The 19993-nt window shown below is 71.9% G+C and carries 17 protein-coding genes; 15 read left to right on the top strand and 2 right to left on the bottom strand.

Annotated features, from left to right (window positions below; genetic code table 11):
* Nucleotides 1-21 precede the first annotated feature (21 nt).
* Complete coding sequence (locus GXB85_RS06815) at nucleotides 22-1203, bottom strand: ROK family protein (protein ID WP_237728049.1); 1182 nt, start codon at nucleotides 1201-1203, stop codon at nucleotides 22-24.
* A gap of 125 nt (nucleotides 1204-1328) precedes the next feature.
* On the opposite strand from GXB85_RS06815, the gene GXB85_RS06810 reads away from it, so the two are divergent.
* From GXB85_RS06810 to GXB85_RS06755, 12 genes are all read left to right on the top strand, one after another.
* A complete protein-coding gene (locus tag GXB85_RS06810; protein ID WP_161916880.1) occupies nucleotides 1329-2849 on the top strand; it encodes a sugar ABC transporter ATP-binding protein in 1521 nt (506 codons plus the stop codon).
* A complete protein-coding gene (locus tag GXB85_RS06805) occupies nucleotides 2846-3940 on the top strand; it encodes an ABC transporter permease (RefSeq protein WP_370524055.1) in 1095 nt (364 codons plus the stop codon). Before GXB85_RS06810 ends, GXB85_RS06805 begins: the two co-directional genes overlap by 4 nt.
* A gap of 77 nt (nucleotides 3941-4017) precedes the next feature.
* Nucleotides 4018-5073 (top strand): substrate-binding domain-containing protein, encoded by a 1056-nt coding sequence (locus tag GXB85_RS06800; protein ID WP_161916879.1) that lies wholly within the window; start codon nucleotides 4018-4020, stop codon nucleotides 5071-5073.
* 73 nt (nucleotides 5074-5146) lie between these two features.
* Nucleotides 5147-6328 carry a Gfo/Idh/MocA family protein gene (locus GXB85_RS06795; RefSeq protein ID WP_237728048.1) on the top strand — a complete coding sequence of 394 codons (1182 nt, stop codon included), beginning with the start codon at nucleotides 5147-5149 and terminating at the stop codon, nucleotides 6326-6328.
* 30 nt (nucleotides 6329-6358) lie between these two features.
* A complete protein-coding gene (locus tag GXB85_RS06790) occupies nucleotides 6359-7363 on the top strand; it encodes a sugar phosphate isomerase/epimerase (RefSeq protein ID WP_161916878.1) in 1005 nt (334 codons plus the stop codon).
* 91 nt (nucleotides 7364-7454) lie between these two features.
* A complete protein-coding gene (locus GXB85_RS06785; protein ID WP_161916877.1) occupies nucleotides 7455-7883 on the top strand; it encodes a pilus assembly protein CpaE in 429 nt (142 codons plus the stop codon).
* Between the two features lie 131 nt (nucleotides 7884-8014).
* A complete protein-coding gene (locus tag GXB85_RS06780; protein ID WP_370524054.1) occupies nucleotides 8015-10036 on the top strand; it encodes an alpha-glucuronidase in 2022 nt (673 codons plus the stop codon).
* A gap of 226 nt (nucleotides 10037-10262) precedes the next feature.
* A complete protein-coding gene (locus tag GXB85_RS06775; RefSeq protein ID WP_237728047.1) occupies nucleotides 10263-11315 on the top strand; it encodes a LacI family DNA-binding transcriptional regulator in 1053 nt (350 codons plus the stop codon).
* A 54-nt stretch (nucleotides 11316-11369) separates the two neighbouring features.
* Entirely contained in the window at nucleotides 11370-11666 is a 297-nt protein-coding gene (gene gatC, locus GXB85_RS06770) for an Asp-tRNA(Asn)/Glu-tRNA(Gln) amidotransferase subunit GatC (RefSeq protein ID WP_161916875.1), read from the top strand.
* A complete protein-coding gene (gene gatA, locus GXB85_RS06765; RefSeq protein ID WP_161916874.1) occupies nucleotides 11666-13237 on the top strand; it encodes an Asp-tRNA(Asn)/Glu-tRNA(Gln) amidotransferase subunit GatA in 1572 nt (523 codons plus the stop codon). Before gatC ends, gatA begins: the two co-directional genes overlap by 1 nt.
* Nucleotides 13234-14745, top strand: coding sequence for an Asp-tRNA(Asn)/Glu-tRNA(Gln) amidotransferase subunit GatB (gatB, locus tag GXB85_RS06760; RefSeq protein ID WP_161916873.1), 1512 nt, complete (start codon nucleotides 13234-13236; stop codon nucleotides 14743-14745). The genes gatA and gatB overlap by 4 nt, the downstream gene beginning before the upstream one ends.
* A gap of 43 nt (nucleotides 14746-14788) precedes the next feature.
* Complete coding sequence (locus tag GXB85_RS06755; RefSeq protein WP_161916872.1) at nucleotides 14789-15337, top strand: GNAT family N-acetyltransferase; 549 nt, start codon at nucleotides 14789-14791, stop codon at nucleotides 15335-15337.
* A gap of 46 nt (nucleotides 15338-15383) precedes the next feature.
* Here the strand turns inward: GXB85_RS06755 and GXB85_RS06750 are convergent, their stop codons facing one another.
* Complete coding sequence (locus GXB85_RS06750; protein WP_161916871.1) at nucleotides 15384-16415, bottom strand: LacI family DNA-binding transcriptional regulator; 1032 nt, start codon at nucleotides 16413-16415, stop codon at nucleotides 15384-15386.
* Between the two features lie 261 nt (nucleotides 16416-16676).
* Between GXB85_RS06750 and GXB85_RS06745 the strand changes: the two genes are divergently transcribed.
* From GXB85_RS06745 to GXB85_RS06735, 3 genes are read left to right on the top strand one after another with little or no spacing between them, the layout of a single operon-like run.
* Complete coding sequence (locus GXB85_RS06745; protein WP_161916870.1) at nucleotides 16677-17981, top strand: extracellular solute-binding protein; 1305 nt, start codon at nucleotides 16677-16679, stop codon at nucleotides 17979-17981.
* A gap of 8 nt (nucleotides 17982-17989) precedes the next feature.
* Complete coding sequence (locus GXB85_RS06740; RefSeq protein ID WP_161916869.1) at nucleotides 17990-19012, top strand: carbohydrate ABC transporter permease; 1023 nt, start codon at nucleotides 17990-17992, stop codon at nucleotides 19010-19012.
* Entirely contained in the window at nucleotides 19009-19899 is an 891-nt protein-coding gene (locus GXB85_RS06735; RefSeq protein ID WP_161916868.1) for a carbohydrate ABC transporter permease, read from the top strand. Before GXB85_RS06740 ends, GXB85_RS06735 begins: the two co-directional genes overlap by 4 nt.
* The last annotated feature ends 94 nt before the right edge of the window (nucleotides 19900-19993 follow it).

The raw sequence follows: 19993 nt of genomic DNA, 5'->3' as shown, positions 1-19993 counted from the left end.
GCCGGGTGCTGAGTCCGGACCTCAGGACAGGAGGGCGTCGATCGCGGTGGACGAGAGCACGTGCTCGGCCGCCATGGAGCTCGCGCCGAGCACGCCCGCGCGGCCCCGGGTCCGGCTCTGGACGATGCGCAGGTGCTGGGTCGCGAGCGGGAGCGACCTGCGGTAGACGACCTCGCGGATGCCCGCGAGCAGGTGCTCGCCGGCCTCGGCGAGGTTCCCGCCGATCACGATCATCGACGGGTTGAGCATGCTCACGCACGCGGCGAGCACGCCACCGATGGTGCGGCCCGCCTCGCGGACCTCGTGTCCCGCACGAACGTCGCCGGATCGCACGAGCGCGACGACGTCGGCGCTGGTGGCCGCCGGGACGCCCTGCTCGGTGAGTCGCGTGGCGACCGCCCTGCCGCTCGCGACCGCCTCGAGGCAGCCGGTGTTGCCGCACCGGCACAGCAGGTCGGGACCGTCGGGAACGGCGATGTGGCCGAGGTCGCCCGCGGCGCCCTGCGCCCCCCGGCGGATCCCGCCGTCGCTGATCACCCCGGCACCGATGCCGGTCGCGACCTTCACGAAGAGCAGGTGGTCCACGTCCGGGAACTCGGCGCTGTGCTCGCCGAGGGCCATGAGATTGACGTCGTTGTCGACGAGCACGGGTGCGCCGAGCAGTTCGCGCAGCAGGCCGGGGACGTCTGCGTCGTCCCACCCGGGCATGATCGGCGGGTTCGTGGGCCGTCCCGTGGCGTGGTCCACGGGACCAGGGAGCCCGACCCCGACGCTGACAAGGTCCGACATCGAGCGGCCCGCCTGGTCGACGAGCGCACGGCCCACCGCCGCGACGTGGTCGAGCACGGGTTCTGGACCGTCGGCGATCGCGATCGGCTCGTGGTGCTCGGCGAGCACGGTCGAGGCGAGGTCGGTGACCGCGAGGCGCGCGTGCGTCGCGCCCAGGTCGACGGCGAGCACCACGCGTGCGCTCGGGTTGAAGGCGAACGTGGCGGGCGGGCGCCCGCCCGTCGAGCTGGCCTCACCCGCCGGGGCGACGAGGCCGGAGGCGAGGAGGAGGTCGACGCGCGCGGCGATCGTGGAGCGCGCCTGGCCCGTCACCTGGGCGAGCTCGGCCCGCGTGCGCGCCCTGCCGTCGCGCAGGAGCTGGAACATCTCGCCGACCCCGGTGGGCCGGGCGACGGTGCGGGCATGCGACTCCATGACGCGCAGTCAAGCACAGGACGAGGCAGAAGATGGGCCACTTCGACAGGTCACATTCCCATAACGCGTCTCATACCTGGCAACTTTTGCTTGACGCTCGACAGAACCTGAGTAGTTTCGCCCGCATGGTCGCTGATGCCCACCACGAGCCGCTGCTTCACATGCGCGGCATCGTCAAGCACTTCCCCGGTGCGAAGGCCCTCGACGGCGTCGACCTCGAGATCCTCCCGGGGGAGGTGCACTGCCTGCTCGGGCAGAACGGCGCCGGCAAGTCGACGCTCATCAAGGTGCTCGCGGGAGCGCACCGGCCGGACGCCGGGACGATCCTGTGGAAGGGCGAGCCGCTCCGGACGACGTCGCCCGTGGCGGCCCTCCGCGCGGGCGTCGCCACGATGTACCAGGAGCTCGACGTGGTGCCGGGTCTCACCGTCGCCGAGAACGTCTTCCTCGGGCACGAGCTCGCGACCGCCGGCGTGACGCGCCGCCGCGAGCTCCACCGCAGGACGCAGGCGATCCTCGCCCGCCTGGGACACGGGGACATCTCGCCGACGCGCGAGGTCGGACAGCTCTCGGCCGCCGGCCAGCAGATCGTCAGCATGGCGCGGGCACTCTCGCACGACGCCCGTCTGATCGTCATGGACGAGCCGTCCGCCGTCCTCGACTCCGAGGAGGTCGCGAACCTCTTCCGGGTCGTCCGCCAGCTCACCGCCGACGGGGTCGCGGTGGTCTACATCTCCCACCGTCTCGAGGAGATCCGCCAGGTCGGCGACCGGATCACCGTCCTCAAGGACGGGCGCACGGTCGGGGCCAACCTCCTGGTCGGCGACACGCCGACGGCCGACCTCATCCGGCTCATGACGGGCCGCACGGTCGAGGGCTCGTTCCCGGAGCGCGCCGCGGTCGACCGCGACGCGGAGGAGCTGCTCGCGGTCGAGGGGCTGGGGTTGCGCGGCGTGTTCGACGACGTCTCGTTCACCGTCCGCGCAGGTGAGGTCGTCGGCCTGGCCGGGCTCGTCGGGGCCGGACGCTCCGAGATCCTCGAGACCGTCTACGGGGCCCGACGCGCGACCGCCGGCCGCGTCACCGTCGCGGGTCGCCGGCTGCGTCCCGGCTCGGTCGGCGCGGCCGTGCGGGCCGGGATCGGGCTGGCGCCCGAGGAGCGCAAGAGCCAGGGGCTGCTCCTCGGCGAACCCGTCTACCGCAACATCACGCTGTCGAGCTTCGGGCGGTTCGCCTCGGCCGGCTTCCTCGACGAGCGCGCCGAGCGCGCCGCCGCCCGCGAGCAGATCACGGCGCTCGACCTGCGCCCCGACGACCCCGACCGCGACGCCCGGACGCTGTCGGGAGGCAACCAGCAGAAGGCGATGCTCGCGCGCTGGCTCGTGCACGGCTGCCGCGTGCTGCTGCTCGACGAGCCGACCCGCGGCGTGGACGTGGGTGCGCGCGCCGAGATCTACGGCCTGATCCGCGACCTCGCCGCACGCGGCGCCGCGATCGTCGTCGTCTCGAGCGAGATCGACGAGGTGCTGGGCCTCGCCGACCGCGTCCTGGTGATCTCCGAGGGCCGCGTGGTGCACGCGGGCCCGTCCGACCGGATCGACGAGCACGGGGTCCTCGACCTCGTGATGGAAGGAAGTGTCGCGTGAGCGAGCAGACCCCGCCCGGCCTCGCGACGGCCGGCAGCATCCCGCCCGACCCGGACGACCCGGTCCGCATGCAGCGCACGGGCCCGACCGCCACCGCGAGCCACGGCCCCTCGCCGTCGGGCGCGTGGCGGCGGCTGGTCGCGGGCGGCGCGGGGCGCAACCTCGGCCTCGTCGTCGCCCTGCTCCTCATCTGCGCGGTCGGTGTCGCGACCGCGGGGGAGCGCTTCGCGAGCGTCGACAACCTCATGACGATCCTGCGGCTCGCGGCCATCTACGGGGTGCTCGCGATCGGCATGACCTTCGTCATCACCGGGGGCGGCATCGACCTCTCGGTCGGCTCCGTGCTGGGTCTGTCGACGGTGTGGGCCAGCACGCTCGCGACCCAGACGATGGCGCGCGAGACCCACTGGGCGGTCATCGTCTTCACCGCGCTCGCCGTCGGGGTGGTCGCCGGGCTCGTCAACGGGGTGCTGATCGCCTACGGCAAGGTCGTGGCGTTCATCGCGACCTTGGCGATGCTCGTCGCCGCCCGTGGCCTGGCCGAGGTGATCGCCAACCGTCGCACGCAGATCGTGGACGTCCCGGCGTTCCTCGACGTCTTCCGGGCGGACGTCCTGGGGGTCTCGGTGCTCGTGTGGATCTTCGTCGTGGTCGCCGTCGCCGCCTGGGTGGTCTTCAACCGGACGACGTTCGGCCGCCGGACGCTCGCCGTGGGCGGCAATCCCGAGGCCGCCAGGCTCGCCGGCATCGACGTGCGGCGTCACACGATGTGGCTGTACGCCCTCTCGGGCCTGACGGCGGGGATCGCGGGCGTCATGATGCTCGCGCGCACCACGGCCGGCTCCTCCACGAACGGCCAGCTCTACGAGCTCGAGGCGATCGCGATCGTCGTCATCGGCGGCACGCTCCTCGCGGGCGGGCGCGGCACGATCGTCGGCACCGTCATCGGGGCCGTGATCTTCGCGACGCTGGCCAACGTGTTCACCCAGAACAACCTCTCGATCTCGGCGCAGTCGGTCGCCAAGGGGGCGATCATCGTCGTCGCCGTGCTGCTGCAGCAGCGCTTCGCCGCGCGCCACCGGTCCACCTGACCCCATCCGCAGCACACGCCCACCCGCAGCACGCACCCTTCCGCAGCACTGCCGTCCGTCACTTCAAGGAGGAAGTCATGTCCGCACACCTGCGCCGCCGCTGGATGCTCACCACCGGAGCACTCGCCGCGTCCGCCGTCCTGCTCGCCGGATGCACGTCCAACACGCCCGAGCCGCAGGACGAGGAGGACGGCGGCGACACCGCCCAGGGCGCGACCTCGAACAACGACGAGACGGGCGAGACGGTCACCATCGGCTTCTCGGCGCCGGCCGCCGACCACGGCTGGATGGGTGCGATCACCCGGGCCGCCCTCGACGAGGCCGCGAAGTACGACGACGTCGAGCTGGTGGTCGCGGAGGCGACCAACGACGTCAACCTCCAGATCAGCCAGGTCGAGACCTTCATCAACGACGGCGTCGACGCCATCGTGCTCCTGCCGTTCGACGGCGCCGCGCTGACCGAGGTCGCGACGGAGGCGATGGAGGCCGGGATCGCCGTCGTCAACGTCGACCGCGAGTTCGCGAGCCCGTTCGCGGCCCGCACCACGGTGCTCGGCGACAACTACGGCATGGGCGTGAGCGCGGGGACGTACATCTGCGAGCAGGTCGGCGACAACCCCGACGCGGTCGTCGCCGAGATCGCCGGCATCGACTCGCTGCCGCTCACCCAGGACCGCAGCCAGGGCTTCGCCGACGCGCTCGCGGACTGCGGGCTCGACGTCGACAACCGTGTCGCAGCCGACTTCACGGTCCAGGGTGGTCAGTCCGCCGCGGCCAACCTGCTGCAGGCCGCGCCGCAGATCGACGCGCTCTGGAACCACGACGACGACCAGGGCGTCGGTGTGCTCGCAGCGATCGACGAGGCCGGTCGCGACGAGTTCCTCATGGTCGGCGGCGCCGGCTCGGCGAACGTCATGCGCGCCATCCAGGCCGACGACTCCGTGCTCAAGGCGACCGTCATCTACCCGTCCACGCAGGCGGCGGACGGCATCCGGCTCGCGCGCCTGATCGTCCAGGGCAAGGCGCTCAGCGACCTGGTCGAGGTCGAGGTGCCCCGCACCGTCCAGCTCTACGCGCCCGTGGTCACCAAGGAGAACGTCGAGGAGTACCTGCCGACGGCCTTCGAGTCCTGAACCTGCCGCAGGGAGGGCGCGCCCGCGGCACGGGCCGCGGGCGCGCACCGGACGAGACGAGAGGACGGCGTCCATGACGCACGAGGACGTTCCCCGCCTGGGGATCGGGATGATCGGTTACGCCTTCATGGGCGCGGCGCACTCGCAGGCGTGGCGCGTCGCCCCGCGGTTCTTCGACCTGCCCCTGCGTCCGGAGATGACCGTGGTCGCGGGCCGCAGCCGTGACGCGGTCGACGCCGCGGCGCGGCGGCTCGGCTGGCACGATGCCGAGACCGACTGGCGGCGGCTGATCGAGCGGGACGACGTCGACCTCGTGGACATCTGCACCCCCGGTGACACGCACGCGGAGATGGCGGTCGCCGCGCTCGAGGCCGGCAAGCACGTGCTGTGCGAGAAGCCGCTCGCCAACTCGGTGGCCGAGGCCGAGGCGATGACCGCCGCGGCCGAGGCGGCGAGCGCGCGCGGGGTGCGCGCGATGGTCGGCTTCACCTACCGGCGGGTGCCGGCCGTCGCGCTCGCCCGCGAGCTCGTCGCCGAGGGCCGCATCGGGGCGGTGCGCCAGGTGCGCGCGCAGTACCTGCAGGACTGGCTCGCCGACCCGGCCGCGCCGCTCTCGTGGCGGCTCGACCGCGCCAAGGCCGGGTCCGGGGCACTGGGCGACATCGCGGCGCACGTCGTCGACCTCACGCAGTTCATCACCGGCGAGGTGGTCACGGGGGTCAGCGGCATGCTCGAGACGTTCGTCCACGAGCGCCCCGTGGCCACGGAGTTCTCGGGCCTGCACGGCTCGGCCGGGGCGGAGCGCGGTCGCGTCACGGTCGACGACGCCGCGCTGTTCACGGCCCGGTTCTCGGGTGGCGGGATCGGCACCTTCGAGGCGACGCGCATGGCCTGGGGTCGCAAGAACGCCATCCGGGTCGAGGTCAACGGCACACGGGGCTCGATCGCGTTCGACTTCGAGGACATGAACGTGCTCCACCTGTTCGACGCGGCCGACGACGCGCGCGTCGCGGGGTTCCGGCGGATCGTCGTGACCGAGCCCGACCACCCGTACGTGGGTGCGTGGTGGCCCGCCGGTCACGGGCTCGGCTACGAGCACGGGTTCGTCCACCAGGCCGTCGACCTGGTGCGTGCGCTCGGCGCGGGCGAGCAGCCGCGTCCGTCCTTCGCCGACGGGCTGCAGGTGCAGCGCGTGCTCGACGCGGTCGAACGCAGTGCGGGCGCGTCGAGCACCTGGACCGACGTCGCCGGCTGAGCGGCACCGAACACACCACGAGGAGCTGACATGGCACGACCGATCACGCTGTTCACGGGCCAGTGGGCCGACCTCCCGTTCGAGGAGGTCGTGCGGCTCGCCGCGGGCTGGGGGTACGACGGCCTCGAGATCGCCTGCTGGGGCGACCACCTCGACGTGCGACGCGCGGCCGAGGACGAGGCGTACGTCCAGGCGAAGCTCGCGCTGCTCGAGGAGCACGGGCTGCGGGTCTGGGCGATCTCCAACCACCTCACGGGCCAGGCCGTGTGCGACGACCCGATCGACGAGCGCCACCGCGGCATGCTGAGCGACCGCGTGTGGGGCGACGGCGACCCCGAGGGGGTGCGACGGCGTGCCGCCGAGGAGATGCAGCTCACCGCGCGCGCTGCCGCGAACCTCGGCGTGCGGACCGTCGTCGGCTTCACCGGCTCGTCGATCTGGAAGTACGTCGCGATGTTCCCGCCGGTGAGCGAGGAGCTGGTCGAGGCCGGGTACCGCGACTTCGCGGACAGGTGGAACCCCGTCCTCGACGTGTTCGACGAGGTGGGCGTGCGGTTCGCGCACGAGGTGCACCCGAGCGAGATCGCCTACGACTACTGGACGACGGTGCGCACGCTCGAGGCGATCGGGCACCGCGAGGCGTTCGGCCTCAACTGGGACCCTAGCCACTTCGTCTGGCAGGACCTCGACCCGGTGGGGTTCATGTGGGACTTCCGGGACCGGATCTACCACGTCGACTGCAAGGACGCGAAGCGCCGTGTCGGCAACGGCCGCAACGGCCGCCTGGGCTCGCACCTGCCGTGGGCCGACCCGCGCCGCGGCTGGGACTTCGTCTCGACCGGCCACGGCGACGTGCCGTGGGAGGACTCGTTCCGCATGCTCAACACGATCGGGTACGACGGGCCCGTCTCGGTCGAGTGGGAGGACGCCGGCATGGACCGGCTCGTCGGGGCGCCCGAGGCGCTCGCCTTCGTGCGCCGGCTCGCGTTCGACCCGCCGTCGGCGTCGTTCGACGCCGCGTTCAGCACGCGGTGAGGGTGGTTCCCCTGGGGTGAGCCGGTGAGGGTGGCACCTGCCGGGCGGCGGTCGCAGCGCCGCCGCCCGGCGGGTGACCGATACTGGGCCGATGATCTCCCAGCACCTCGCCCAGGCCCTGCGCGACGCGGGCGTCCGGTGGTCCCCCGCCGCGGGGGACCGGTTCGTCATCCCGCAGCCCGAGCTCGACGGCGAGGTCTTCACCCTGAGCGAGATGACGATCGAGGCGCGTGAGTACCCGACGGGCACGATCCTCGGCTTCAACGGGACCACCGAGTGGGCTCTCGACTCGGTCGCGCAGGACGACGCGCTGTGGTTGCCGCGCGAGGACCAGCTGCGCACGCTCCTCGGTCGCACGTTCGTCTCGCTCGAGCAGACGGACCCCGACGGCGCCGAACCGTGGGTCGTCACGACCCGCCGGGACGGCGGGACGGAAACTTTCGCAGCCGACGCCGCCGCCGAGGCCCTCGGACTCGCGGTTCTCGACCTCGCCCGCCGTGCGACGGCACCCATCACCTGACGGACTTCCCTCCTGAGCGGTCGTCTGGCTAGGCTGAGGTATCGATCGCATCGGCGAAAGTATCGCCACCCCGCAACGGAGCGGGCGCACCGGTCACCGGTCCGCCGCGCGCGGGAGACCGAGGAGGCCGAGTGGATCCGTACTTCGCCACGTCCGACCCGTGCTGGCTGCGACCCGAGAACGCGCGCGCGCTGCTCGACCGGGAGGTCGTCGTGCGCGGCGACGGATGCGCGGCGACCGTGCGACGCGATGTCGACCTGCTGCGTGCGCTCACGGGCCTCGCTCCCGTGGCCGGTCGCGGGCGCGTACTCGTCGCGACGGTCGGCGACCTCACCGCCGAGGGCGACGACGACGTCGTCGGCCGCGTCCCGGAGGGGCTGACGGCCGACGGGTACGCCGTCGTGCCCGACGACGAGGGCGTCGTCGTCACGGCGCTCGACGAGCGTGGACTGCTGCACGGCTTCTACGCGCTCCAGCGCCACGGCGAGCAGCTGCTCACGACCGACGTCCCCGTGCTCGACGTGCCGGGCAACCCCGTCCGCATGATCAACCAGTGGGACAACATGCGTGCCGACGGGCCGATGGGCTCGGTCGAACGCGGGTACGCGGGCAGGTCGATCTTCTACGCGGACGGCCGGGTGGTCGCCGACAGGTCCCGCATCCGCGACTACGCGCGCCTGCTGGCGTCGGTGGGGATCAACGCGCTGTCGCTCAACAACGTCAACGTGCACGCGGACGAGAGCCGGCTGCTCACCGAGCACCTGGCCGACGTCGCCGACCTCGCCGGGATCCTGCGCGAGTACGGCATCGCGGCCTACCTGAGCGTCAACTTCGCCGCGCCCATCGAGCTCGGCGGTCTCGCCACCGCGGACCCTCTCGCCCCCGACGTCGCGGCCTGGTGGCGCCGCACCACGGACGCCGTCTACGAGGCGATCCCGGACTTCGGCGGCTACGTGGTCAAGGCCGACTCGGAGAACCGTCCGGGCCCGTTCAGCTACGGGCGCGACCACGCGGACGGGGCGAACCTGCTCGCCGCCGCACTCGAGCCGCACGGCGGCCGCGTCTTCTGGCGCTGCTTCGTCTACGACCACCAGCAGGACTGGCGTGACCGCAGCACCGACCGCGCCCGTGCCGCGTACGACCACTTCATGCCGCTCGACGGGCGCTTCGCGGACAACGTGGTGCTCCAGGTGAAGATGGGGCCGATGGACTTCCAGGTGCGCGAGCCCGTGTCGCCGCTCATCGGTGGGCTCGAGCGGACCAACGTCGCGGTCGAGTTCCAGGTGACCCAGGAGTACACCGGTCACCAGAAGCACGTGTGCTACCTCGTGCCGCAGTGGCGCGAGGTGCTCGACTTCCCGACGCGTGGGGACGACGGCGCGCCGGTGCGCGAGATCGCGGCGGGCCGCACCTTCGCCCGTCCGGTGTCCGGGGTGTGCGCGGTCTCGAACGTCGGTGACGACCGCACGTGGACGGGTCACCCGCTCGCCCAGGCCAACCTGTACGGGTTCGGACGGCTCGCCTGGGACCCGACGCTCGCTCCCGACGTCGTGCTCGACGAGTGGCTCGCGCTGACGTTCCCCGGCGCGGACGAGGTGCACGCGGCGCTGCGCGAGATCATGGCGGGCTCGTGGCTCACGTACGAGCGCTACACGGCGCCGCTCGGCGTCGGCTGGATGGTCAACCCCGGCAGTCACTACGGGCCGAGCGTGGACGGGTACGAGTACACGGCCTGGGGCACCTACCACTTCGCCGACCGCGACGGCGTGGGCGTGGACCGCACGGTGGCGACGGGCACGGGGTTCGCAGGTCAGTACCACGAGCCGTGGGCCTCGACCTACGAGGACGTCACGACGTGTCCCACCGAGCTCGCGCTCTTCTTCCACCACCTGCCCTACGACCACACCTTGCGCACGGGCAGCACCGTCATCCAGCACATCTACGACACGCACTTCGTCGGGGTCGAGGAGGTCGAGGCGATGGTCACGCGCTGGCAGGGTGTGGCGCACCTGGTGGCGGCCGAGGTCTCCGACGAGGTCTCCCGGCGCATGGCCGAGCAGCTGCGGAGCGCGCGTGAGTGGCGCGACCAGATCACCACCTACTTCTGGCGCAAGTCCGGGGTCCCGGACGCCCACGGCCGGGCGATCCACTGAGGTCGGGCGACCTGGGGAGGGCGCGATGGCGGGGTCGAAAGTCTCGGGCGACGCGGCGACACCTCGTGGTGTCGGCGAGGACGGCGCCGCCTCGTCGGTGGCGACCGGGCCCGGCACGCGGGCGGACGACGAGACCCCGTGGAGGCGGTCCGGACGGCTACGATCGTCCGTGGGGCACGACGGTGCCGCGGCGTCCCGGGCCCGGACCCGGGCGGGAGCTGAAGGGTTGACGGAGATCACCACCCCACGCACGACGATCGCAACGATCGCCCAGGAGGCCGGGGTCTCGGTGCCGACCGTCTCCAAGGTGCTCAACGGCCGCGCCGATGTCGCGGACGCGACGCGTGAGCGCATCGAGGAGCTCATCCACCAGCACGGCTACCGGCGCCGCAGGGCCGCGTCGCCGGCCACGGCCCCGATGGTGGACCTCGTCTTCCACCAGCTCGGCAGCGCCTGGGCGATGGAGCTGATCCGCGGCGTCGAGGAGGTCGCGCGCGACGCGGGCGTCGAGGTGGTGCTCTCGGAGTGCGGCGAGGGACGTGTCCCGCGCAAGGAGTGGCTCGAGAGTGCGCTCAAGCGCCGACCGCTCGGCGTGATCATGGTGTTCTCCGACCTCGAGCCCGCGCAGCGGCGTCAGCTCGAGGCCCGCAACATCCCGTTCGTGATCGTGGACCCGGTGGGCGACGAGAGCGACGACGTCCCGTCGATCGGCTCGGCCAACTTCAGCGGTGGTCTCGCTGCCACACGGCACCTGCTCGGGCTGGGCCACCGACGCATCGGCATGATCGGCAGCGCCGTGGACGTCGCGTGCAGCCGCGCCCGCATCGCCGGCTACCGCGCCGCGATCGAGGGCCACGGGATCGTGTACGACCCTGCGCTCGTGCGACACGGAGACTTCTACGTCGACGGCGGCCATCGCCACGGCCGTGACCTGCTGCAGCTCGACGACCCTCCCACGGCGATCTTCGCCGGCAGCGACCTGCAGGCCCTCGGTGTGTACAAGGCCGCGCGGGAGCTGGGCCTCGAGATCCCGCGCGACCTGTCCGTGGTGGGCTACGACGACCTGGACGTGGCCCGCTGGGTGGGGCCCACGCTGACCACCGTCGAGCAGCCGCTCATGGAGATGGCCGAGCAGGCCACGCGCCTGGTCCTCGCGCTCAGCCGAGGTGAGCGCCCGTCGAGCACGCGGATGGACCTCGCGGTCTCGCTGGTGGTGCGCGAGAGCACCGCGCCGCCGGCGCGCCCGGCCGACACCGCGCCGCCGGCGCGTGCGGGCTGACCGGCCGGGTCCGGTCGTCGTCCCGGTGACGGGGCACCACTAGACTCGGCGACCATGTCCTCCCTCTCCCGTGACGAGGTCGCGCGCCTGGCCGGCCTGGCCCGGATCGACCTGACCGAGACCGAGATCGACCGCCTCGCGGGTGAGCTCGACGTGATCGTCGAGTCCGTGGCGCGCGTGAGCGAGATCGCCACGCCCGACGTGCCCGCGACCAGCCACCCTCTGCCGCTCACGAACGTGTTCCGCGACGACGTCCCGGCCGAGCCGCTCCCGGTCGACGACGCCCTCGCCGCCGCACCCGCCGCCGAGGGTGGTCGCTTCGCCGTCCCCCAGATCCTCGAGGAGGACTGATGCCCGGTCGCCACGCCGCCGGACCGAGCTCCGAGCTGACCCGCCTGAGCGCCGCCGAGCTCGCCGAGGCCCTCCGGGCCGGACGCGTGACCTCGGTCGAGGTGACCCAGGCCCATCTCGACCGGATCGCCGCCGTCGACGGCGCGGTCCACGCCTTCCTGCACGTGTCGGCGCAGGACGCGCTCGCGACCGCGCGTGACGTCGACGCGCGCCGCGCCGCGGGCGAGGAGCTGCACCCGCTGGCAGGTGTGCCCGTCGCGGTCAAGGACGTCGTCGTGACCAAGGGCATGCCCACGACGGCCGGGTCGCGGATCCTCGAGGGCTGGGTGCCGCCCTACGACGCGACCCTGGTCGAGCGCCTGCGCGCGGCGCGCATGCCGATCCTCGGCAAGACGAACATGGACGAGTTCGCGATGGGCTCGTCGACCGAGCACTCGGCGTACGGGACCACCCACAACCCGTGGGACCTCGAGCGCATCCCGGGCGGTTCGGGGGGTGGCAGCGCCGCGGCGGTCGCCGCGTTCGAGGCGCCGCTCGCGATCGGCACGGACACGGGCGGCTCGATCCGCCAGCCGGGGGCCGTGACGGGCACGGTCGGGGTCAAGCCCACCTACGGCGGAGTCTCGCGCTACGGCCTGGTCGCGCTCGCGTCGAGCCTCGACCAGGCGGGGCCCGTGACGCGCACCGTGCTCGACTCGGCGCTCCTGCACGAGGTGATCGGCGGGCACGACCCGCGGGACTCGACCTCCCTGACCGACGCGCTGCCGGACCTCGTGGGCGCGGCCCGTCGCGGGGCCACGGGCGACCTGACCGGCGTGCGCGTCGGCATCGTCGACGAGCTCAACGGCGAGGGCTACTCCGACGGCGTGCGCGCACGCTTCGACGAGTCCGTCGCCCTGCTGCGGGAGGCGGGCGCCGAGGTGGTGCACGTGTCGTGCCCGCACTTCGGGTACGCGCTCGCGGCCTACTACCTGATCCTGCCGAGCGAGGCGTCGAGCAACCTCGCCAAGTTCGACGGCATGCGCTTCGGCCTGCGGGTGGAGCCCGAGGACGGTCCGGTCACGGCCGAGCGCGTGATGGCCGCCACACGCGGCGCGGGCTTCGGTGACGAGGTCAAGCGGCGCATCATCCTGGGCACCTACGCGCTCTCGGCGGGCTACTACGACGCCTACTACGGCAGCGCCCAGAAGGTCCGGACCCTCATCCAGCAGGACTTCGCGGCCGCGTTCGAGCAGGCCGACGTCCTGGTCTCGCCGACCGCGCCGACGACGGCGTTCCGGCTGGGCGAGAAGCTCGACGACCCGCTCGCGATGTACCTCAACGACATCGCGACGATCCCGGCCAACCTCGCGGGCGTCCCGGGCATGTCCGTGCCCAACGGGCTGTCGGACGACGGCCTCCCGGTGGGCTTCCAGATCCTCGCGCCCGCGCGCGCCGACGACCGGCTCTACCGCGTGGGTGCAGCCCTCGAGGCGCTCCTCGAGAGCGGCTGGGGGCACCCGCTCCTCGCCGAGGCGCCCGAGCTGCCGACGACGGTGACCGTCCCGACGACCGAGGAGAGCATCCGATGAGCACCCAGGTCACACGGCTGGTCGACTACGACGACGCGGTGCGCCGGTTCGACCCGGTGATCGGCATCGAGGTGCACGTCGAGCTCGGCACCCGCACCAAGATGTTCGACGCGGCGCCCACCGAGTTCGGTGCCGAGCCGAACACCCAGGTGACGCCGGTCTCGCTCGGCCTGCCCGGCACCCTGCCGGTGCTCAACCGGACCGCCGTCGAGCACGCCATCCGGATCGGTCTCGCCCTCAACTGCGAGATCGCCGAGACGTGCCGCTTCGCGCGGAAGAACTACTTCTACCCGGACGTGCCGAAGAACTTCCAGACCTCCCAGTACGACGAGCCCATCGCGCACGACGGCTGGGTGGACGTCGAGCTCGAGGACGGCACCACGGTGCGCGTCGAGATCGAGCGCGCGCACATGGAGGAGGACGCCGGGAAGAACACGCACGTGGGCGGCGCCACGGGGCGCATCCACGGCGCGGAGTACTCGCTGGTCGACTACAACCGCGCGGGCATCCCGCTCGTCGAGATCGTCACCCGCCCCATCACCGGTGCGGGGGAGCGGGCTCCCGAGGTCGCGCGCGCCTACGTGCAGACCCTGCGCGACCTGTTCCGGGCACTGGGTGTCTCCGAGGCGCGGATGGAACGCGGCAACGTGCGTGCGGACGTGAACGTGTCGCTGCGGCCGTCGCCCGAGGCGCCGCTCGGGACGCGCACCGAGACGAAGAACGTCAACAGCTTCCGCTCGGTCGAGCGTGCCGTCCGCTACGAGATCTCGCGCCAGGCCGCGGTGCTCGACGCGGGCGACCGCGTGGTCCAGGAGACGCGGCACTGGCACGAGGACACGGGGATCACGACCTCGGGCCGCGTGAAGTCCGACGCCGAGGACTACCGCTACTTCCCGGAGCCGGACCTGCTGCCCGTGGCTCCCAGCCGCGCCTGGGTCGAGGAGATCCGCGCGACGCTGCCCGAGCTGCCGGCGGTGCGTCGCCGGCGCCTGCAGGCGGAGTGGGGCTTCGCCGACGCCGAGATGCGCGACGTGGTCAACGCGGGCGCGGTCGAGCTCATCGAGGCGACGGTCGCCGCGGGTGCCGCACCCGCGGCCGCACGCAAGTGGTGGATGGGTGAGCTCGCGCGCACGGCCAAGACCGACGGCGTCGAGCTCGCGGCGATGCCCGTCACGCCCGCGCAGGTGGCCGAGCTCCAGGGGCTCGTGGACGCCGGCCGGATCAACGACAAGCTGGCGCGGCAGGTGCTCGCGGGCGTGCTCGCGGGGGAGGGCTCGCCCGAGCAGGTGCTCGTCGCACGTGGCCTCGAGGTCGTCTCGGACGACGGCGCGCTGCTCACCGCGATCGACGAGGCGCTCGCGGCCCAGCCCGACGTGGTGGCCAAGGTCAAGGCGGGGAACCTCGGCCCGGTGGGCGCGATCATCGGCGCGGTCATGAAGGCGACCCGCGGGCAGGCAGACGCCGGACGTGTGCGCGAGCTCGTGGTCGAACGCATCGAGCAGTCCTGACCGGTCGCGTGCCACCACGCGACCGCCGTCACTGAGGAGCGACATGAGGACACCCCGGCTCGGCGGAGAGCTCGTCACGCTGCGTCCCGTGGGGCCGCAGGACGCCGACGGCATGTGGGAGATGGTCAACGATCCCGAGGGCCGCCGGCTCACCGGGACCACCGCGACGTTCACGCGCGCCGAGATCGACACGTGGTGCGCCGAGGTGGACGCGCGTCCCGGGCGTCTCGACTGGGCGATCCTGCACGACGACGACGAGTACCTGGGCGAGATCGTGCTCAACGACGTCGACGACCACGCCCGCAGCGCGAACCTGCGACTCGCGCTGCGTCCCGGCCAGCGCGGGCGCGGGTTCGGCGGCGAGGCGATCCAGCTCGTCCTCGAGCACGCGTTCGCCGACGCGCCCGAGGGGCTCGGCCTGCACCGGGTGGGCCTCGACGTGCTGAGCATCAACCCGCGTGCGCGGGCGCTCTACGAGAGCCTCGGCTTCGTCGAGGAGGGGCGTCTGCGGGACGCGCACCGCGACGGTGAGTTCTGGTGCGACGTCATCCTCATGGGGCTGCTCGAGGACGACGACCGCCCCGAGCGCTGAGGGCGCCGGGCAACGGTCGGCGCTCCGGGCCCACCGCGTCCGGGCGTCAGGCGACGCCTGTGGCGCGCGGGGCGCGGGGGGCGCCGGTCGAGCCGCGCACGAGCAGGCGGGTGGGCAGCCGCACGTGGGTCTCGCGGTCCGTGACTCCGCGCATCAGGTCGAGCAGCAGCGTGATCGCCTCGGCGCCCATGCGCTGGAGGGGCTGGCTCACGGTGGTGAGTGAGGGCTCGACGACGGCCGACTCGGGGATGTTGTCGAAGCCCACCACCGAGACGTCCTCGGGCACGCGCAGGCCCAGCTCCCGGGCGACCTCGAGCACCTGGATGGCCGAGAGGTCGTTGGCCGCGAAGATCGCCGTCGGGCGCTCCGGCATCGTGAGCAGCTCCCGGGCGGGCCCCTCGGCGGTCTCCGGGCGGTAGCCGCCGACGCGCATGAGCGCTGGGTCGACCTCGATCCCGGCGCCCGCGAGCGCGGTCCGGTACCCCTCCTCGCGCAGCCGGGCTGACTCCAGGTCTGCTCGGCCGCCGAGGAAGCCGATCCTGCGGTGACCGAGGTCGAGCAGGTGCTCGGTCGCGCGGATGGCGCCGTGGGCGTTGTCGGAGTCGATCGTCGGCATGCCCGTGGGCCCCAGGTGCGGGTCGACGGCCACCACGGGGATGCCAGGGTCGGCCTCCATGACGGTCGGGGTCACGAGGATGGCACCGTCGATCAGCGTCCCGCTCAGCCGCGAGAGGTAGCGGCGCTCCCAGCCCACGTTGCTGCCGGCCCGGCCGCCACCGGAGTACGCGAGGAGCTCGTACCCCGAGCCGTGGATCGCGCTCGAGGTTCCCTTGAGGATCTCGGTGCTGAACGGTTCGAACTCGGCGACCAGGATGCCGATGACGTTGGTGCGCCGGCTGCGCAGGCTGCGGGCGACGAGGCTCGACTCGTAGCCCAGCTGGTCGATGACCTCCTGCACCCTCGCGGAGGTGGAGACAGCCACCCCGTACCGGCCGTTGATGACCTTCGACACGGTCGCGACGGAGACACCGGCCATGCGCGCGACGTCGTTGATCGTCACGCGCGTCCTTGGCTGCATGACGACATCATAGCGGTTCGGTAACGTTATCGATATCGGTTGACACGGCTGCTCTCCTGTGTGAGAGGCTCGCCACGCCAGCCCGTGACAGGGAGAGGAGCGTCAAAGAAGACCCGGGCTCCGAAGTCGCCGCGAGAGCCGCCCGGCCTCGCCCCACGGAGCCTGAAAGTCCCCGACAGCCGATCCGGCGTCGCGGCGCTGGTAGACCCTCCGCCCTCGGGCGGAGCTGCCCACCCCGGCAACTCAACGAAGAGGACGATCATGAAGACTCGCAAGCTCATGGCGCCAACAGCTGTGCTGATGGCGACCGCGCTCCTGGCCGCGTGCGGCGGCGGCGACAGTGGTGGTGGCGACGGTGGTTCGGGTGGGGAGGACGGAGGCGACACCACGCTCACGTTCTGGCACAACTCCACGACCGGCCCCGGCAAGGAGTACTGGGACGAGACCGCCCAGATGTTCGAGGACGAGACCGGCGTCAAGGTCGAGATCCAGTCCATCCAGAACGAGGACATGGACGGCAAGCTCCAGACCGCGCTGAACTCGGGTGACGCACCCGACGTCTTCATGGCGCGCGGTGGCGGCAAGCTGGCCGACATCGTCGAGGCCGGCCAGGTGCTCGACCTCACCGGGCTGATCGACGAGGACGTCGAGGCGGCCGTCAGCGGCACCCTCAACGCGTTCACGATCGACGGCAAGCCCTACGGCATGCCGACGTCCGTGCTCCCGGGCGGCATCTACTACAACGAGACGATGTTCGAGGAGGCCGGCATCGAGGGCACGCCCGAGACGATCGCCGACCTCGAGGACGCCGTCGCGAAGCTCAAGGAGATCGGGATCGACCCGATCGCCCTCGGTGGCAAGGCGGCGTGGCCCGCGGCCCACTGGTACTACTTCTTCGCGCTGCGCAGCTGCTCGCAGGACGTCATGGAGAGCGCTGCCGAGTCGATGTCGTTCGACGACCCGTGCTGGACGGAGGCGGCCGAGGCGCTCAACGACTTCGCCGCGACCGAGCCGTTCAACGAGGGCTTCCTCACCACCGACGCCCAGGGCAGCGCGGCCTCGTCGGCCGGCCTGATCGCCAACGACCTCGCCGCCATGGAGCTCATGGGCGCGTGGAACCCGGGCGTCATCGCCGACCTCACGCCGGAGAAGCAGCCGAAGGAGGACCTGGGCTGGTTCCCGTTCCCGGCCGTCGAGGGTGGCGAGGGTGACCCGACCGCGATGATGGGTGGCGTCGACGGCTACTCGTGCTGGGCCCAGGCCCCGGCCGAGGAGTGCGCCTCGTTCCTCAACTTCTTCATGTCGCAGGAGCGCCAGGAGGCGTACGCCGAGGCGTTCGTCACCCTTCCCGCGAGCCAGGAGGCACAGGGCGTCGTCACCGACCCGGCCCTCCTCGACGTCCTCGAGGCGTACAACGAGGCCGCCTACGTCCAGGTGTGGCTCGACACGCTGTTCGGTCAGAACGTCGGCAACGCGCTCAACGCCGGTGTGGTCGAGATGCTCGCGGGCAACGGCAGCCCTGACGGTGTCATCAAGGCCGTGAGCGACGCCGCCGCCAAGGAGTAACCACACCCATGAGTGACTCCCTGGGCGAGAACACGCTCACGACGACGTCGCCCGAGGGTCCCTCGCGGGCCGGGGGCGGTGCCACCACGGCGCCGTTCCCGGCCCGGCGGTCGCGCCGCCGCGGCCCGGACTGGGTCAAGCGCGGCGAGATCGCGCTGCTCGCGGGCCCCGCCGTCGTCATGTTCCTCGCGTTCGTCATCTTCCCCGTGGTGATGGCCGCGTACTACGGCTTCTACAAGTGGAACGGGTACGGGTCGCCGACCGAGTTCGTCGGCCTCGACAACTACGTCGCGATCTTCGGCGACAGCACGTTCCACGACGCGCTCAAGCACAACGGCTTCATCGTGGTGATGTCGCTCGTCCTGCAGGGACCTGCGGCGGTCGCGATGGCCCTGCTGCTCAACCAGCGCATGCGCGGCCGGTCGCTCATCCGGGTGCTCATCTTCGTGCCGTACGTCATCGCCGAGGTGATCGTCGGCACGGGCTGGTCTCTCATGCTGCGCACCACGGGCGCGGTCAACGCCGTGCTCGACGGCATGGGGCTCGACTGGCTGTCGATGGACTGGCTCGCCGACCCTGACGTGGCCATCTGGTCCCTGATGATCATCATCACCTGGAAGTACATCGGCTTCGCGGTGATCCTGTTCCTCGCGGGGCTCCAGAGCATCCCGGAGGAGCTGTTCGAGGCCGCCGCCATCGACGGCGCCTCCTACTGGCAGATCCAGCGTCGCATCACGCTGCCGCTGCTCGGCCCGACGATCCGGATCTGGGCGTTCCTGTCGATCATCGGCTCGCTCCAGCTCTTCGACCTCGTCTACATCATCTGGGGTCAGTACGTGTCCGCGACCGCGGGCACGTCCACGATGGCGACCTACATGGTCCTCAACGGGCGACTCGCCGGGAACTACGGCTTCGGCAACGCGGTCGCGGTCGTGCTGTTCCTCATCTCCCTGGCCATCGCCCTCGTCTACCAGCGGTACGTGCTGCGTCGGGACACCGAGGGCGCGCTCACGGAAAGGAAGAAGCGATGAGCGCGAGCGCCGTCTCCGCACCACCGCTGCCGCCGGCGCGGCGCACCCGCCGCAGGCGCGAGAGCGGTCGGCTGGGCCGCAGCGGACCCCTGACCTACCTGGTCGCCTTCTTCTTCGTCGGCATCTGCATCGGGCCGGTCGCCTACATCATCCTCGGCGGCTTCCGGAACAACTCGCAGATCATCACGAGCCCCGCCGGTTTCCCCAACCCGTGGGAGTTCACCAACTACACCAGCGTGCTGCAGAACGACATCTTCTGGCGGCAGATGGGCAACTCGGCGATCAGCGCGATCACGACCACGCTGGGCGTCGTCGTCCTTGGTGTCATGGCCAGCTACGTGCTGGCACGGTACGACTTCAAGGGGCGCGGAGCGCTGTACTCGCTGTTCGCGGCGGGCCTCATGTTCCCCATGACCGTCGCGATCACGCCGCTCTACATCCTGATCCGAGACATGGGGCTGACGAACACCCTCGCGGGCATCATCCTCCCGCAGATCGCGTTCGCCCTGCCGACGACGGTCATCATCCTCGTGCCGTTCCTGCGGGCGATCCCCAAGGAGCTCGAGGAGGCGGCCGCGATCGACGGTGCGAGCCGGCTCGGCTTCTTCTTCCGGATGGTCGTGCCGCTGTCCCTGCCCGGGGTGATCACCACCGGGATCCTCGCGTTCATCGCGAGCTGGAACAGCTACATGCTCCCGCTGTTCATCCTGAGTGACGAGGCGTCGTACACCCTGCCGCTCGGGGTGCAGGCGTTCGCGGCGCAGTACTCGGTCGACACGGCCCGTGTGCTCGCGTTCACGTCCTTGTCGATGATCCCCGCCCTGATCTTCTTCTCGCTCTTCGAGCGGCGGATCGTCGGCGGCCTCACGGGAGCCGTCAAGGGATGATCCCCGGGTCGCGGCGGTGGCCCACCGCCGCTGCCGCGACCCGCGGGTCCGACTGCACCTGCCCTGAGCGGCAGGGGCCCCGCACCACGTACGT

It is taken from the genome of Cellulomonas sp. APG4, from assembly GCF_009996735.1.
Taxonomy (GTDB): Bacteria; Actinomycetota; Actinomycetes; order Actinomycetales; family Cellulomonadaceae; genus Actinotalea.
Note: the sequence above shows the minus strand (reverse complement) of the source record. Positions and strands in the feature narration are given on the sequence as shown.